Below are 12,936 nucleotides of genomic sequence, written 5' to 3' on the forward strand. Positions count from 1 at the left end.
AGACATCCGATCATGGCATTCAACTACAAGAAAAGCGTGACGTTCCGGCTCGGTCAGGCGGCCAAGGCCCATCGTTCGCGCGCTGGCACCCACCTCTCCCGGATCGGTCTGCATCCGGGTCAGGAGGCCGTTCTCAAGATTCTGTTCGACACGGACGGACAGACGATGAGCCAGCTTGCCTCCGCGCTCAGCGTTCAGCCGCCGACGGTGACCAAGATGGTGACCCGGCTTTCGGCGCAGGGTTTTCTGCGCCGCGCGGCCTCGGAGACGGACGGCCGGCTTTCCCGTGTCTTCCTGACCGACGAGGGGCGTGCGCTCGTCGAGACGATCGACAAGTCCTGGAAGCGTCTCGAGCGTGAGGCACTGGCCGGGATGGAGGACAAGGACCGCAAGAAGCTGCGCAAGCTGCTGCGCCAGGTCGAGAAGAACCTGGGCTCCCGTCTCGCCGACGACATCGACCTGGAGCCGGACGAGGCCGAGTGACGGCTGGCCTGGCGTGATGCCTCGGTCTGGCCTGATGCCTCAGGGCGTTGCCAGTCCCGCCAACTCCAGGCCCAGTCCCGCAAGTGCGCTGACCGCGACGACGGTCGCGACCCCCCGTTTCGCGCCGAAGAGAAGAAGCGCCGCGAGGACCGCCAGCGCCAGCGCTGCCGTGTCCAGGCTTTCCGGTCGCGGCACCATGACCGTGAAGGGGCCGAGTGTTGCCTCGCCCAGGTCGCGAAACAGCACGTTCGCCGAAAACCAGACCGCGAGGTCGAGAATGGTTCCGACCACCGCGGCCGCGATGGCGGCCAGAGCGCCCGCCATCCAGCCGATGCGCTGCAGGCGTTCCACGTGGGGAGCGCCCGCCAGCACAAAGAGGAAGCTCGGGGCGAAGGTCGTCCAGGTCGTCAGCATCGCGGCAAGCACGCCGCCGGTGATCGAGGCGTGGGCGAAAACCTCCCTGTAGCCGGCGATGAAGCCGACGAACTGGGTCACCAGGATGAGCGGCCCCGGTGTCGTTTCCGCGAGGCCGAGGCCGTCGAGCATTTCGCCCGCGTCGAGCCATCCCTTCGCCTCGACCGCCACCTGGGCCATGTAGTTGAGCAGCGCATAGGCGCCGCCGAAGCTTACCAACGCCATGGTGGAGAAGAAGGCCGCGATGTCGACCAGCACGTTTTCGGGCGTGAGCAGGACGGCGGCGAGCACGACCGGCGCGGCCCAGAGCGCCAGACCGACGGCAATCCCGCGAAGACCCAGACCGGTGCGGGCCAACCGACCGGAGGTCGCGGCGTCGTCGCAAGCCGGGACTGTCGGCTTGGTCCGGCTGAACACCGCGCCGGCAAGGCCCGCCGCCAGGATCACGAGCGGAAAGGGGACCTGGGCAAACGCGAGAGCGGCAAAGGCAAGAAGGGCGATCGTGCGTGACAGGGTGGTCTTGAGCGCGCGGGCGGCCAGACGCATCAGGGCCTGCACGACAATGGCAAGTACGCCCGCCTTGACCCCGTAGAAGAGGCCGGCGACCAGGCCCGTGTCGCCGAACGTGACGTAGACGATGGACAGGGCAAGCATGAGCGCGGCGCCCGGCAGGATGAACAGAAGTCCGCTGACGAGGCCGCCTCGCAGTCCGCCCGTCAGCCAGCCGCAGTAGGTGGCAAGCTGCTGCGCCTCGGGGCCTGGAAGAATCATGCAGAAATTGAGCGCGCCGAGAAAGCGCTCCTCGCTGATCGCGCGTGCCTCGGTGACGAACTCCCGGTGAAGCAGGGCGATCTGGGCCGCCGGCCCGCCGAAGGACATAAGGCCGATACGCAGGGCACGCAAAGCAAGCGCGGACAGCGTGAGCTGCGCGGAGGCAGGTATCTCGGAAGCGGGCGTCTCGGAAACGGGATGCGTCATTCCAGAATGTGTCCGTGCTTTCGGCTGGGGGCTGCATTGTGCGAAACGCATAGCGGCAATGCGTATCTCCACCATGACACGGGCGGCGATTGCGGCAAGACTCGGTGTCTATTAAGTAAGACAAATGCGGGTGCGGGCGGACGGGCCGGCTCGCGAGGCGTCCGCCACGCGGTCGCGAAGACCGTGCGGGCTCCATGGCACGGCTTGCGCGCCGGTGTCCGGCCGAGGAGGGAGAAGGCGATTGGCGTCCGACCAGCAGCATGTTCGCGACGGGAAGTCGGACGGGGGGTTCATTCCCGAGCGGTTCCTCGGAATTGCCTTGATCTCCTTTGCGTTTCTGTGTTTCGCCGCGCTTGATGCGACGGCGAAGTATCTGGGGCAGAGCCTGCCTTCGCAGCAGATCGTCTGGATGCGCTTTCTCACGCACGTGATCTATGCGGTGGTCATCTTCCGGCTCTGGCGCGATCTCACGGTGTTCCGTTCTCGCCGCTGGGGGCTGCAGATCCTGCGGGCGCTGTGCCTGATGGGCTCGACGCTCTTCAACTTTTTCGCCGTGCGTTATCTGCAGCTCGCCGAAACCGTGTCGATCATGTTCGCCGCGCCCTTCGTGGTGACCGCGCTCGCCGGCCCGCTCTTGAACGAATGGGCGGGAATGCGCCGCTGGATGGCGGTCATCGTCGGCTTCTGCGGCGTGCTGGTTGTGACCCGGCCGGGCCTTGGCGGCCTCAACTGGGCGGCTCTCCTCTCGGTCTGCGCCATGTTGAGCTACGCGCTCTATGCGCTGATGACACGCATGCTGGCGCATACGGATTCCCCCATGTCGATGCTGGTGATCTCGGGCGGCGTGGCCACCCTGGCCATGACGCCGGCCGGCATTTCCTCCTGGACGGCTCCGGGGGATGTCCTGACCTGGGGGTTGCTTCTGTCCACCGGCCTGTGGGGCGGTATCGGCCATCTCGCGCTCATTCGGGCCCATGTCCTGGCCCCGGCAGCGGTCCTTGCCCCCTTCATGTACACCCAGATCCTGTGGATGATCGGGCTTGGCTACGCGGTGTTCGCCGATGTTCCCACCGTCTACACGCTCGCCGGCGCGACGATCGTGGTCGGATCGGGTCTCTACATCCTCTATCGCGAGCAGAAGGTCGCGCGTACCGCGCCCGTGCTGCCGGACGCCGGCGTGAAGCGCGACTAGCGAACCGCCGGCGCGGGTGCTGTTGCCTCTCGCGCGGTGGCCGGTCATGTGATTCAATCGATTTGATTTCCCGGAACGCGTCCGGGGGCGGCGCGAGGCAGGAGGCGGAAGCGGAGTGAGGGACGGGTCGGGTTCAGACCGGAGCGCGGGCGACGATGGTGACGACGGGCGCTCCGGACGGCGGTTGAGGCTCGGCGACCTCGCCATGCAGCTTGGCGTGTCCACCGCCACGGTTTCGCTCGCCCTGCGCAACTCGCCCCTGGTGGCGGCGGAAACCCGTGAGCGCATCAAGGAACACGCCCGCAAGGCCGGCTACATCTACAACCGCTCGGCGGCGGCTCTCAGGACGGCGCGTTCCAACATGGTCGGCATCGCCGTCCACGACATTCTCAATCCCTATTTCGCCGAAGTGTTCAGGGCGCTGGAAGACCAACTCGGCCGCGAGCAGCAGGTGGTGCTCATCTGCAACCACCGGGACGACGTGAGCCGCCAGCGGTCCTTCGTCGACACGCTGTTGCAGCACCGGATCGACGGGCTGGTGCTGTGTGCCTCCGTCGGGACCGAAGCCGAGGAGGTCAACGCGCTCGTGGATGCCGGCATTCCGGTAACGCTGATCTGCCGGGACGTGGCGGGCGTTCGCGCTCCCGTTGTGCGCGGCGACGACTTTCTCGGCGGGCTGATGCTCACCCGCCATCTGATCGGGCAGGGGCATCGACGCATCGCCATGGTCGGCGGACGGCGGGCGACCTCCGCCGGACGCGAGCGCAATCTCGGCTGGAAGCAGGCCTTGGGCGAGGCCGGCATCGACGCGACCGGCCAGGTCGACATTCCCGAACTGATGACCCAGGCGGACGGGCGCGACGTGGTGCCGACCCTTCTGGCGGCCGATCCGCGTCCGTCCGCGGTCTTCGCCTTCAACGACCTTGTCGCCTACGGCATTCTGTCCGCGCTGCGGCGGCACGGGGTCGAGCCGGGGCCGGGCATGGCGCTCGGCGGCTATGACGACACGGACGGCGCGGACAGCCGACTGCCGTCGCTCACCTCGGTATGGAACGCGCCGGAGGTAATCGGGGCGCGGGCGGCGAGCCTGATCCTGCGTCAGATCGGCGGCGAACGGGTCACCGACGAACACATCCTCATTCCACCGGAGCTGCGGATCCGCGAAAGCACGCCGCCACCTCCGCCGGAAAGCTGAGCGGGCTCAACGTCCGCCGCACACCTTCAACGACAAGACCGCACCAAAGGGAGAACACAACCATGGCTCTGGCCGATATTCTTGTGCTGGGAAGAATGAATGCCCTCGTGGAGGAGGAACTGCCGAAGCACTTCACCATCCATCGCATCGGCCGCGAGGATGTTGCCTCGCTCGATCCGGCGCTCGGGGAGCGCATCACGGCAATCGCGGGCGGGGCCCATGTTCCGGTCGATGCCGAACTCCTCGGCAAGCTGCCGAATCTGGAGATCGTCGCCAACTTCGGGGTCGGCTACGATTCGGTCGACGCCAGGTTGTGCGGCGAGAAGGGGATCTGCGTCACCAACACGCCCGAGGTCCTGAGCGAGGAGGTGGCCGACACCGCGCTCGGTCTCATGCTCATGACAGTGCGTGAACTCGGCGCGGCGGAGCGCCACCTGCGCGCAGGCAAGTGGGTTTCGGAAGGGCCGTATCCGCTGACCCGCGCAAGCCTCCAGAACCGGACGCTCGGCATTCTCGGTCTCGGGCGCATCGGCAAGGCCATCGCCCGGCGCGCCGAGGCGTTCGGCATGGACATCCACTACCATGGCCGCACCCGGCAGGGCGATGTGGCCTACACCTATCACGACACGCTGACCGGACTGGCGGAGGCCGTCGATACGCTGATGGTCGTGGCTCCCGGAGGTGCCTCCACCAAGGGGATCGTCAATGCCGAGGTCCTGTCCGCGCTTGGTCCGGAAGGCATCGTGATCAATGTCGGGCGCGGGACCGTGATCGACGAGCCGGCGCTGGTGAAGGCGCTGCAGGACGGAACGATCCTCTCCGCCGGTCTCGATGTGTTCGAGAAGGAGCCGCAGGTGCCGGCGGAACTCATCGCCATGGACAACGTGGTGCTGCTTCCCCATGTCGGCTCGGCTTCCCATCTCACCCGCAACCGGATGGGCCAGCTTGTCGTCGACAACCTGCTCGGGTGGTTCAACGACGGGCGTCCGGTGACCCCGGTGGCGGAAACGCCCTTCACCCGCCGCAAACAGGGTTAAGCGCGCTTAAACATCCTTAACCAGCCGTTAAGGAACAGGGTCCAGACTCGCAGACTGCAACCGCCGGATGCGCGAATCGCGCGTCCGGCCGCTCAGGAGGTCTGGACATGCGACAAAGAGCCAGGGACCGGATGGCGAGGATCGGAAAGATCCTCTCGATTGCGATGTTCTCGCTCGTGTTCTTCGGAACAGGCTTCGTCGGTGCGGGGCCGCTGGAGCACGATGTGGCCGGCACGTGGCGTCTCGCGGACGAACTGTCCGGCGCGTCCTGCCGGCTCTCCCTGCGCACGGGCGCCGTCGCGGCGGATCTTGCCGCCGATGCACCGGGATGCGAGCGCGTGCTTCCGGGTGCTGGGCGTGTCACGGGCTGGCGGATGCTGCCCGAGGGCGGCATCGAGCTTTGCGATGCGGCGGGCGCTCCGGTTGCCGTCTTCGACGTGGGCGAGGTCGACGGCCTTGCCTCGGTTGAGCCGGCGGGCCTGTTCCTGGTCATGACGCCGGAACATGCGCTGTCCCTGTCGGCGCTTATCCCCGGCGCGCGCTGAAGCCAAGAACGTTTACGGATCACGAGGAACGGGCGCCCCGCGGGGCGCCCGTTCCGTGTTTCAGGGTGGCCTCAGGGGCGGGCCGAGGCGAGGAACTCCTCCATGCGCTTGAGCGCGCGGGAGATGTTTTCCGCCGAATTGGCGTAGGAAAGGCGGATGTAGCCCTCGCCGAGCACACCGAAATCGGGGCCGCCGATCACCGCGACGCCCGCCTCCTCAAGCAGGGCCCGGGCAAGCGGCTTGGCCTTGAAGCCCGTCTCGCGAATGTTGGGGAAGGCGTAGAACGCTCCCATGGGCACACGGGCGGAGACACCGGGGAGCGCGTTGAGCCCCTCGACCACCAGTTTCCTGCGGATGTCGAACTCCGCCATCATCCGTGCCACCGCATCCTGCGGCCCCGTGAGGGCGGCGATGCCGGCGAACTGGGCCGGGGCGTTGACGCAGGACCAGCAATTGACGGCGAGCTTGCGCGCCTTGTCGAGAAGCGCCTCCGGCCACACCGCGTAGCCCATGCGCCACCCGGTCATGGCGTAGGTCTTGGACCAGCCGTCGAGCAGGATCAGGCGGTCGCGGATCTCCTCGAACCCGTAGAGCGAGCAGTGCTCCGCGCCCTCGTAGGTCATCTGGCCGTAGATCTCGTCGGAGAGGATCGCGATGTCGGGGCGTTTCGCGAGCCCGGCGACGAGTTTCTCGATCTCGGCGCGCGGCGTGACGCCGCCGGTCGGGTTGGCGGGCGAGTTGAGGATCACCAGACGCGTGTTCGGCGTGAGCAGCGACAGGGTTTCCTCGGCCGAAAAGGCGAACTCGTTCTCCTCGCGAATCGGGATCGGCACCGGATTGGCGCCGGTGAACTCGATCATCGAGCGATAGATGGGAAAGCCCGGATCGGGATAGAGAATGTCGACGCCCGGCTCGCCGAACATGAGGATCGCCATGAACATGGTGACCTTGCCGCCCGGAACGACGACCACGTTGCCCGGGTCGACCGCCGCACCGGTGCGCTTCTCCACGTCGGCGGCCACGGCTTCGCGCAGCGGCAGGATGCCGGTCGCCGGAGTGTAGCCGTGCTCGCCGTCGCGCAGGGCCTTCACCGCCGCCTCGACGATGTGCTCGGGCGTGCGGAAGTCCGGCTGGCCGATGCCCAGGTTGATGATGTCGCGGCCCTCGTCGGCCAGCTCGGTCGCGCGGGCGAGAACGGCGAATGCGTTCTCCTCGCCGATGCGGTTGAATGCCTCGATGGTCTTGAGCATGGGTCCTCCCGCCGGGGTCGTGGCGCTCGCGTCCGCGTCCGGTTCGTCTTGTGATGAAACTCGTCTTTCGGGTTTTAGCCGGGTGGGCGCGCGTGCGAAACTCCTTCGTCCACATGTGCTTCATTGCGAGCGGAGGGGTCCCGCATGGCCGACACAGGCCGCGTCATCCATGTTGAAAGCCCGGTCGGCCTGCTCGAGGTCGAGGAACGCGACGGCGCGATCGTCCGCCTTGGCTGGGACGCGACGCGCGATGCCAGTCCCTCGCCGCTTCTGGAAGAGGCGGCCGCGCAGCTTCGCGCCTATTTCGCCGGGGAGCGGACGGTCTTCGATCTGCCGCTCGCGCCACGCGGCAGCGATTTCCATCAGGCGGTTTTTGCCCGGATGCTGGCGATTCCCTTCGGCGAGACGCGCACCTATGGCGAGATCGCGAAGGCACTTGGAACCCACGGCCAGCCGGTTGGACAGGCTTGTGGCGCGAACCCCGTTCCGGTCATCATCCCCTGTCACCGGATCCTGTCGGCGAACGGCCTGGGAGGCTATTCCGGACGCGGCGGGCTCGACACGAAGATCGCGCTCCTGCGTCTCGAGGGCGGCTATCCGTTCCTCGTATGAGGCGTGGAAACGGCGTTCCGGGGAGGGGCCGCCGCGATCCGTTTTGCCAAGTCGAAAAGATTTCTATAGTCGGGTTGCACGAAAACCCCATATCGGGGGGAACGGACCGCGCGTCTTCGATGCCGCGCGGAGCTGATCCCCGCCCGCAAGGAACGCCTTCGGGCCGACGCAATTCAAGACGATTTCTTCCGGAGGTTCGGGCGGTCGCGCGCCGTTCCGGCAACGGCCTCCACGTCAGACGAGTTCAAAGTCAGGCAGACCCATGACCCTATCCCAGGACGACAAGATCCCCGTCACCGTGCTGACCGGTTACCTCGGCGCCGGCAAGACGACGCTGCTGAACCGCATTCTCACGGAGAACCATGGCCAGCGCTACGCGGTCATCGTCAACGAGTTCGGCGAGATCGGCATCGACAACGACCTCCTCGTCGAGTCCGACGAAGAGATCTTCGAGATGAACAACGGCTGCATCTGCTGCACCGTGCGTGGTGACCTCATCCGCACGGTGGAGAACCTGATGAAGCGCAAGGGCGCCTTCGACGCGATCCTCGTCGAGACGACGGGCGTCGCCGATCCGGCGCCCGTGGCCCAGACGTTCTTCATGGACGATGACGTGCGTGCCAAGGCGAAGCTCGACGCGGTCGTGGCCGTGGTCGACTGCCGTCACGTGCTCGCCCGCCTTGCCGACACCGAGGAGGCGGAGGACCAGATCGCCTTTGCCGACGTGATCCTGCTCAACAAGACGGATCTCGTCACCGCCGACGAGCTCAAGGCCGTCGAGGAGCGCATCCACGCGATCAACCCCTATGCGGTCCTTCAGCGCGCCGAGCGCTGCGACGTGCCGCTGGACACGGTGCTGAACCGCGGCTCCTTCGATCTCGACCGCATCCTCTCGCTCGATCCGCACTTCCTGGAAGAGGCGGAACACGAGCATGTGTGCGGCCCCGACTGCGATCACGACCACGATCATCACCATCATGATCATGACCACGGCCACGATCACGCTCATGACCACGGGCACCATCACCACCACCACGAGGACGCCCATGCGGTGAAGAGCATCTCGCTCACCGCCGGCGATCTCGAGCCCAACACCTTCTTCCAGTGGATCGGGACCGTGAGCCAGATCCAGGGGCCGAACATCCTTCGCCTCAAGGGCATCCTGTCGTTCAAGGGCGATCACCAGCGCTATGTCCTGCAGGGCGTCCACATGATCATGGAAGGCGATCACCAGCGCGACTGGAAGGAAGGCGAGGAGCGGGTGAGCCGTATCGTCTTCATCGGCCGCGACCTCGATTTCGAGGCCCTTGAGACCGGCTTCAAGGCCTGCGAGGCCGACTGAGCATGGTGTCCGTTGCTCCGCTCGATCCGGGCTCCTTCGTCGTCGCCGCCAGCTTTCTTGCCGGCGATCCGGCCTTCGCGCTCGGAGACGGCACTGTCGTCGTGCTCACCGGCACCGGCGAGAAACGCATCGAGGCCCATGCCGGCGGTCTTCTCGCCGCCGCGCGCACGTTGTCCGGCGATGCCTTCGTCACCGGCGGCGATGACGGGCGCGTGTGCCGGGTCTCGCCGGACGGCACCACCGAGACACTCGCCGAACTGCCGCGCAAGTGGATCGACCTCGTTGCCTGCGGGCCGCAAGGTGCCGTCGGCTTCGCGGTCGGCCGTACCGCCTATGTGACCACGGGCGAGGGCCCCTTGCGCGAGTTTCCGCAAACGCGCGCAGTGGGAGGAATTGCGTTCGCTCCCAAGGGCTTGCGCATTGCCATCGCGCGCTATGACGGGGCGACTCTCGCCTTCGTCAATGCAAGCGGCGCGGCGCAGGAGCTGGAGTGGAAGGGCGCACACACGGGCGCGAGCTTCTCGCCCGACGGCAAGTACCTCGTCACCACCATGCAGGAAAACGCCTTGCACGGCTGGCGGCTTTCCGATGCGCAGGACATGCGCATGACCGGCTATCCGTCCAAGGTGAAGTCGATGAGCTGGTCGGCGCGCGGGCGCTATCTGGCGACCTCGGGCGCCAATGCCGCGATATGCTGGCCCTTCTTCGGCAAGAACGGACCCATGGGCCAGCAGCCCTTGCAGCTCGGCACCCGGTCGGACCAGATCATCACCCAGGTGGCGTGCCATCCGGGCGAGGAGGTGGTCGCCATCGGTTATCAGGACGGCATGGTGCTTCTGGCGCGTTTCGAGGACGGCCAGGAGGTGCTGTTGCGCCGTCCTGGCGAAGGCGCCGTAAGCTCGCTGTGCTGGGATGCGGGCGGCATGCGGCTCGTCTACGGCACGGAGGCCGGCGAGGCCGGCGTCGTGTCGCTCTGACAGGCCGGGAGCCGGTTCGTCCGGCTCCCGGTTCGCCGACGTGGCGCGAAGGCCGGCCCCGGGGCCGGCGGGAAGGAGAGGGGATGATCGCACGGGCCGTCATGCTTCTTGTTGCCCTGGCGGGTGGTGCGACCACGTCCCAGCTTCCCGAATTCGCGCAGCAGTATCGCCAGCGTCTTGGCGGTGCCATCGATGCGCTTACGCTGGTGGTCGAGGAGTTTCGTCAGGATGCAAGGGCCAACGGGCTGAGCGTTTCCGAGGCGGTGACGATGCTCTCCAGCGCCTCCGACGGGCTGGTCCGCGCGCAGGGCGAGCGCATGGGGCGAACCATCGCGAGGCTCGACCGGCTCGAGCGGCAGCGCCGCGAGATGCTTGAGGCCGGTCCCTTCGCCCGGGTCGCTGTCATGGCGGGTTCCCTCGATCCGGCGCTGGCGGAGGCGACGCTGGGCGACTTCGAGCCCGGCGTGCCGGTGACCTCGGAAGGGGCGATCATGGCCGGAGGCGGCTTCCTGAGCGTGCTATTCGGGGGTGGACTGATCGGGCGTCTTGCAAGGCGTCGGCGGCGGGCCCGTGCAGGAGACAATGAATGGACACATTGAGCCGGATGCGCTGCTTCCTGAAAGTCGTCGATTCCGGCGGCTTTTCGGCGGCCGCGCGGGACCTGGGGCGCTCCAAGGCGCTCGTCTCGAAGTATGTGGGCGAACTGGAGGACGAGCTGGGCGCGCGTCTTTTGAATCGGACTACGCGCCAGATCTCGCTGACCGAAGTCGGGCAGGCCTTCTACAAGGAGGCGAGCGACATCCTTACCCGGATCGACGATCTCAAGGCGTCGGTACAGAACACCCATCAGGCGGCGCGGGGCACGCTGCGGATCTCCGCGCCACGGTCGATGGGCGACGATTTTCTCAATCCCGCGATTGTCGCCTTCCTCCAGCGCGAGCCCGAGATTTCGGTCGATCTCAGGCTCGAGGACCGGTTCGTGGATCTCGTGGAGGAAGGTTTCGACGCGGCAATCCGCGTGACGGAACTGACCGATTCCAGCCTCATCGCGCGCAAGCTTTCGGATCTGCGCACGGTGGTCTGCGCATCGCCGGAGGCGGTGGAGCGCTTCGGCGAACCGCGTGTGCCGCAGGACCTGAGCGATCGTCCCTGCGTCATCGACAACAACTACCGCTTCCGCAACAACTGGCAGTTCGAGACGGAGGGTGTGCGGTCGTCGGTGTCGGTCAAGGGGCGCGTCGAGGTCAACAGCGCCCAGGCGGCACGCCTTGCGGCCATCGCCGGGCTCGGGTTCCTGCGCACGCCCTACCCTTTCGTCCATCGCGATATCAGGGAAGGCCGGCTCGTGGAGGTGCTGGCCGGAACCCAGCCGCCGGGGCAGGCGATCCATGTCGTCTACCCGCACCGGCGCCATCTCTCCGGCAAGGTGCGTGCCTTCGTCGACTTTCTCGGCGAATGGTTTTCCGACATGCGCCGGCGCGGCGAAATCTGCTGACGCGGCGCCCCGCGAGGCGTCACAGGGCCGCGAGTCGCTCCATGGCCAGCCGGTCGGCGACCGCCTGGGTCGGCTGGTCGCTCTCGTCCGCGATCCTGAAAATCCGGGCAAGCGTGTCGCCGATCGCCTCGACCTTGGCGCGGATCGCGGCATCGCCCACGCCGGGTTTGCCGAGCGCGACCGAGATCACGCCGCCGGCATTGATGGCGTAGTCGGGCGCGTAGAGCACGCCGCGCTTGCGCAGGGCCGCGTCATGCCTTTCCTCGGCAAGCTGGTTGTTGGCCGCGCCCGCGACGATGGGGGCGCCGAGTTCCGGGATCGTCTCGTCGTTGAGGCCGGCTCCGAGTGCGCAGGGCACGAAGACGTCGGCTTCCACGGCATGGGCGCGGTCGGCGGCAACGCTTTTCGCGCCGAAGTCCGCGACGGCCCGCTCCACGGCAGGCTGGTGAATGTCGGCGACGGTCAGCCTGGCGCCGGCCTCGTGCAGGCGGCGGGCGACATCCATGCCGACATGGCCGAGCCCCTGGACGGTCACGGTTCGCCCCGCCGGATCATCCGAGCCGAAGCGATGCGCGAGCGCGGCCTGGATGCCCCGGAAGACGCCAAGCGCGGTATAGGGCGACGGGTCGCCGAGGCCGGTGGCGCGAATGCCGCGCACATGGGCCGTGCGTGTCGCGACCACCTCCATGTCGGCATCCGAGATGCCGACATCCTCCGCCGTGATGTAGCTGCCGGCGAGTCGGTCGACCTGACCGCCGAAGGCGGCAAGGAGAGCCTGCGTCTTGTCGCGGCGCGGATCGGCGAGAATGACGGCCTTGCCGCCGCCCAGGTCGAGCCCGGCGAGCGCGTTCTTGTAGGTCATGCCGCGCGACAGGCGCAGCGCGTCGGTGAGCGCCTCGCCCGGGTTCGGGTAGGCCCACATGCGGCACCCGCCAAGCGCGGGGCCGAGCGCGGTCGAGTGCACGGCGATGATCGTCGACAGGCCCGTGGCCTCGTCATGGCCGAAGACGACCTGCTCGTGGGCGTCGAACTCTGGATGGTCGAAGACGCAAGGGGGCGCCGTCACGATCTGACGGCGCGACACCGGGGCGGTCATGGCTTCCTCCTGAGATCCGGTTTTCGGAGCGCCCGTTCGCCGTCCGCCCCGGAACGGGCGATGGCGGCGAGGCGTTCCTCTTTTTCGGAAATCCTGCCCGGTTTTTTGCGGAATTTGGATCTTGTCGGCCTCAGTTCTGCGTAAATTTTGTTATTTTTGTTTCGATATTGCGCGATTTTTCGGAAAATCGTCGCCGCAAGAAGCGAGGCGCGTGACCACCTGTCCCCGGGGCGTGCCTTGCTGTTGCCGTGAAGAGGCGCATTATCGCGCGCAGGCGCAAGGCGGGGATAGACCGGACGGGCCCAAGCGGGGACAATCGG

General features: G+C 67.1%; 13 protein-coding genes. 10 read left to right on the top strand and 3 right to left on the bottom strand.

Annotation, left to right across the window (positions count from 1 at the left end; translation table 11 throughout):
- Positions 1 to 12: 12 nt before the first annotated feature.
- Entirely contained in the window at positions 13 to 483 is a 471-nt protein-coding gene (locus tag ACYX4S_RS00265) for a MarR family winged helix-turn-helix transcriptional regulator (protein ID WP_422069980.1), read from the top strand.
- A gap of 39 nt (positions 484 to 522) precedes the next feature.
- Here the strand turns inward: ACYX4S_RS00265 and chrA are convergent, their stop codons facing one another.
- Positions 523 to 1,875 (bottom strand): chromate efflux transporter, encoded by a 1,353-nt coding sequence (gene chrA / locus ACYX4S_RS00270; protein ID WP_476361454.1) that lies wholly within the window; start codon positions 1,873 to 1,875, stop codon positions 523 to 525.
- 241 nt (positions 1,876 to 2,116) lie between these two features.
- Here chrA and ACYX4S_RS00275 point away from each other — a divergent pair, with 241 nt between their 5' ends.
- The 4 genes from ACYX4S_RS00275 to ACYX4S_RS00290 all read left to right on the top strand — a co-directional run bounded on the left by ACYX4S_RS00275 (position 2,117) and on the right by ACYX4S_RS00290 (position 5,844).
- Positions 2,117 to 3,067: a DMT family transporter gene (locus ACYX4S_RS00275; RefSeq protein ID WP_476361455.1), complete on the top strand. Its 951-nt coding sequence runs from the start codon at positions 2,117 to 2,119 to the stop codon at positions 3,065 to 3,067.
- 115 nt (positions 3,068 to 3,182) lie between these two features.
- Entirely contained in the window at positions 3,183 to 4,262 is a 1,080-nt protein-coding gene (locus ACYX4S_RS00280; protein WP_476361456.1) for a LacI family DNA-binding transcriptional regulator, read from the top strand.
- A gap of 62 nt (positions 4,263 to 4,324) precedes the next feature.
- Positions 4,325 to 5,299 (top strand): 2-hydroxyacid dehydrogenase, encoded by a 975-nt coding sequence (locus ACYX4S_RS00285; RefSeq protein WP_476361457.1) that lies wholly within the window; start codon positions 4,325 to 4,327, stop codon positions 5,297 to 5,299.
- A 107-nt stretch (positions 5,300 to 5,406) separates the two neighbouring features.
- A complete protein-coding gene (locus ACYX4S_RS00290) occupies positions 5,407 to 5,844 on the top strand; it encodes an AprI/Inh family metalloprotease inhibitor (RefSeq protein WP_422069976.1) in 438 nt (145 codons plus the stop codon).
- 71 nt (positions 5,845 to 5,915) lie between these two features.
- Here ACYX4S_RS00290 and ACYX4S_RS00295 read toward each other — a convergent pair whose 3' ends face one another.
- A complete protein-coding gene (locus tag ACYX4S_RS00295) occupies positions 5,916 to 7,094 on the bottom strand; it encodes a pyridoxal phosphate-dependent aminotransferase (protein ID WP_476361458.1) in 1,179 nt (392 codons plus the stop codon).
- A 144-nt stretch (positions 7,095 to 7,238) separates the two neighbouring features.
- Between ACYX4S_RS00295 and ACYX4S_RS00300 the strand changes: the two genes are divergently transcribed.
- The 5 genes from ACYX4S_RS00300 (at position 7,239) to ACYX4S_RS00320 (ending at position 11,520) form a co-directional block, all read left to right on the top strand.
- Positions 7,239 to 7,706 (top strand): methylated-DNA--[protein]-cysteine S-methyltransferase, encoded by a 468-nt coding sequence (locus tag ACYX4S_RS00300; RefSeq protein ID WP_293722691.1) that lies wholly within the window; start codon positions 7,239 to 7,241, stop codon positions 7,704 to 7,706.
- A gap of 262 nt (positions 7,707 to 7,968) precedes the next feature.
- Positions 7,969 to 9,048, top strand: coding sequence for a CobW family GTP-binding protein (locus tag ACYX4S_RS00305; protein ID WP_422069973.1), 1,080 nt, complete (start codon positions 7,969 to 7,971; stop codon positions 9,046 to 9,048).
- A 2-nt stretch (positions 9,049 to 9,050) separates the two neighbouring features.
- Positions 9,051 to 10,025: a WD40 repeat domain-containing protein gene (locus tag ACYX4S_RS00310; RefSeq protein WP_422069972.1), complete on the top strand. Its 975-nt coding sequence runs from the start codon at positions 9,051 to 9,053 to the stop codon at positions 10,023 to 10,025.
- Between the two features lie 83 nt (positions 10,026 to 10,108).
- Positions 10,109 to 10,624, top strand: a complete 516-nt coding sequence (locus tag ACYX4S_RS00315; RefSeq protein ID WP_476361459.1) for a DUF2937 family protein — start codon at positions 10,109 to 10,111, stop codon at positions 10,622 to 10,624.
- Complete coding sequence (locus ACYX4S_RS00320; RefSeq protein ID WP_476361460.1) at positions 10,612 to 11,520, top strand: LysR family transcriptional regulator; 909 nt, start codon at positions 10,612 to 10,614, stop codon at positions 11,518 to 11,520. Before ACYX4S_RS00315 ends, ACYX4S_RS00320 begins: the two co-directional genes overlap by 13 nt.
- A 19-nt stretch (positions 11,521 to 11,539) precedes the next feature.
- Here the strand turns inward: ACYX4S_RS00320 and ACYX4S_RS00325 are convergent, their stop codons facing one another.
- Entirely contained in the window at positions 11,540 to 12,616 is a 1,077-nt protein-coding gene (locus ACYX4S_RS00325) for a Leu/Phe/Val dehydrogenase (RefSeq protein ID WP_476361461.1), read from the bottom strand.
- Between the last annotated feature and the right edge of the window lie 320 nt (positions 12,617 to 12,936).

The sequence above is a fragment of the Stappia sp. ABD4_338 genome, assembly GCF_056312175.1.

Coding starts and splice junctions, on each gene's coding strand:
- ACYX4S_RS00265 (WP_422069980.1), top strand. CDS start 13: ATGGCATTCAACTACAAGAAAAGCGTGACGTTCCGGCTCGGTCAGGCG.
- chrA (WP_476361454.1), bottom strand. CDS start 1,875: ATGACGCATCCCGTTTCCGAGACGCCCGCTTCCGAGATACCTGCCTCC.
- ACYX4S_RS00285 (WP_476361457.1), top strand. CDS start 4,325: ATGGCTCTGGCCGATATTCTTGTGCTGGGAAGAATGAATGCCCTCGTG.
- ACYX4S_RS00290 (WP_422069976.1), top strand. CDS start 5,407: ATGCGACAAAGAGCCAGGGACCGGATGGCGAGGATCGGAAAGATCCTC.
- ACYX4S_RS00295 (WP_476361458.1), bottom strand. CDS start 7,094: ATGCTCAAGACCATCGAGGCATTCAACCGCATCGGCGAGGAGAACGCA.
- ACYX4S_RS00300 (WP_293722691.1), top strand. CDS start 7,239: ATGGCCGACACAGGCCGCGTCATCCATGTTGAAAGCCCGGTCGGCCTG.
- ACYX4S_RS00305 (WP_422069973.1), top strand. CDS start 7,969: ATGACCCTATCCCAGGACGACAAGATCCCCGTCACCGTGCTGACCGGT.
- ACYX4S_RS00310 (WP_422069972.1), top strand. CDS start 9,051: ATGGTGTCCGTTGCTCCGCTCGATCCGGGCTCCTTCGTCGTCGCCGCC.
- ACYX4S_RS00315 (WP_476361459.1), top strand. CDS start 10,109: ATGATCGCACGGGCCGTCATGCTTCTTGTTGCCCTGGCGGGTGGTGCG.
- ACYX4S_RS00320 (WP_476361460.1), top strand. CDS start 10,612: ATGGACACATTGAGCCGGATGCGCTGCTTCCTGAAAGTCGTCGATTCC.
- ACYX4S_RS00325 (WP_476361461.1), bottom strand. CDS start 12,616: ATGACCGCCCCGGTGTCGCGCCGTCAGATCGTGACGGCGCCCCCTTGC.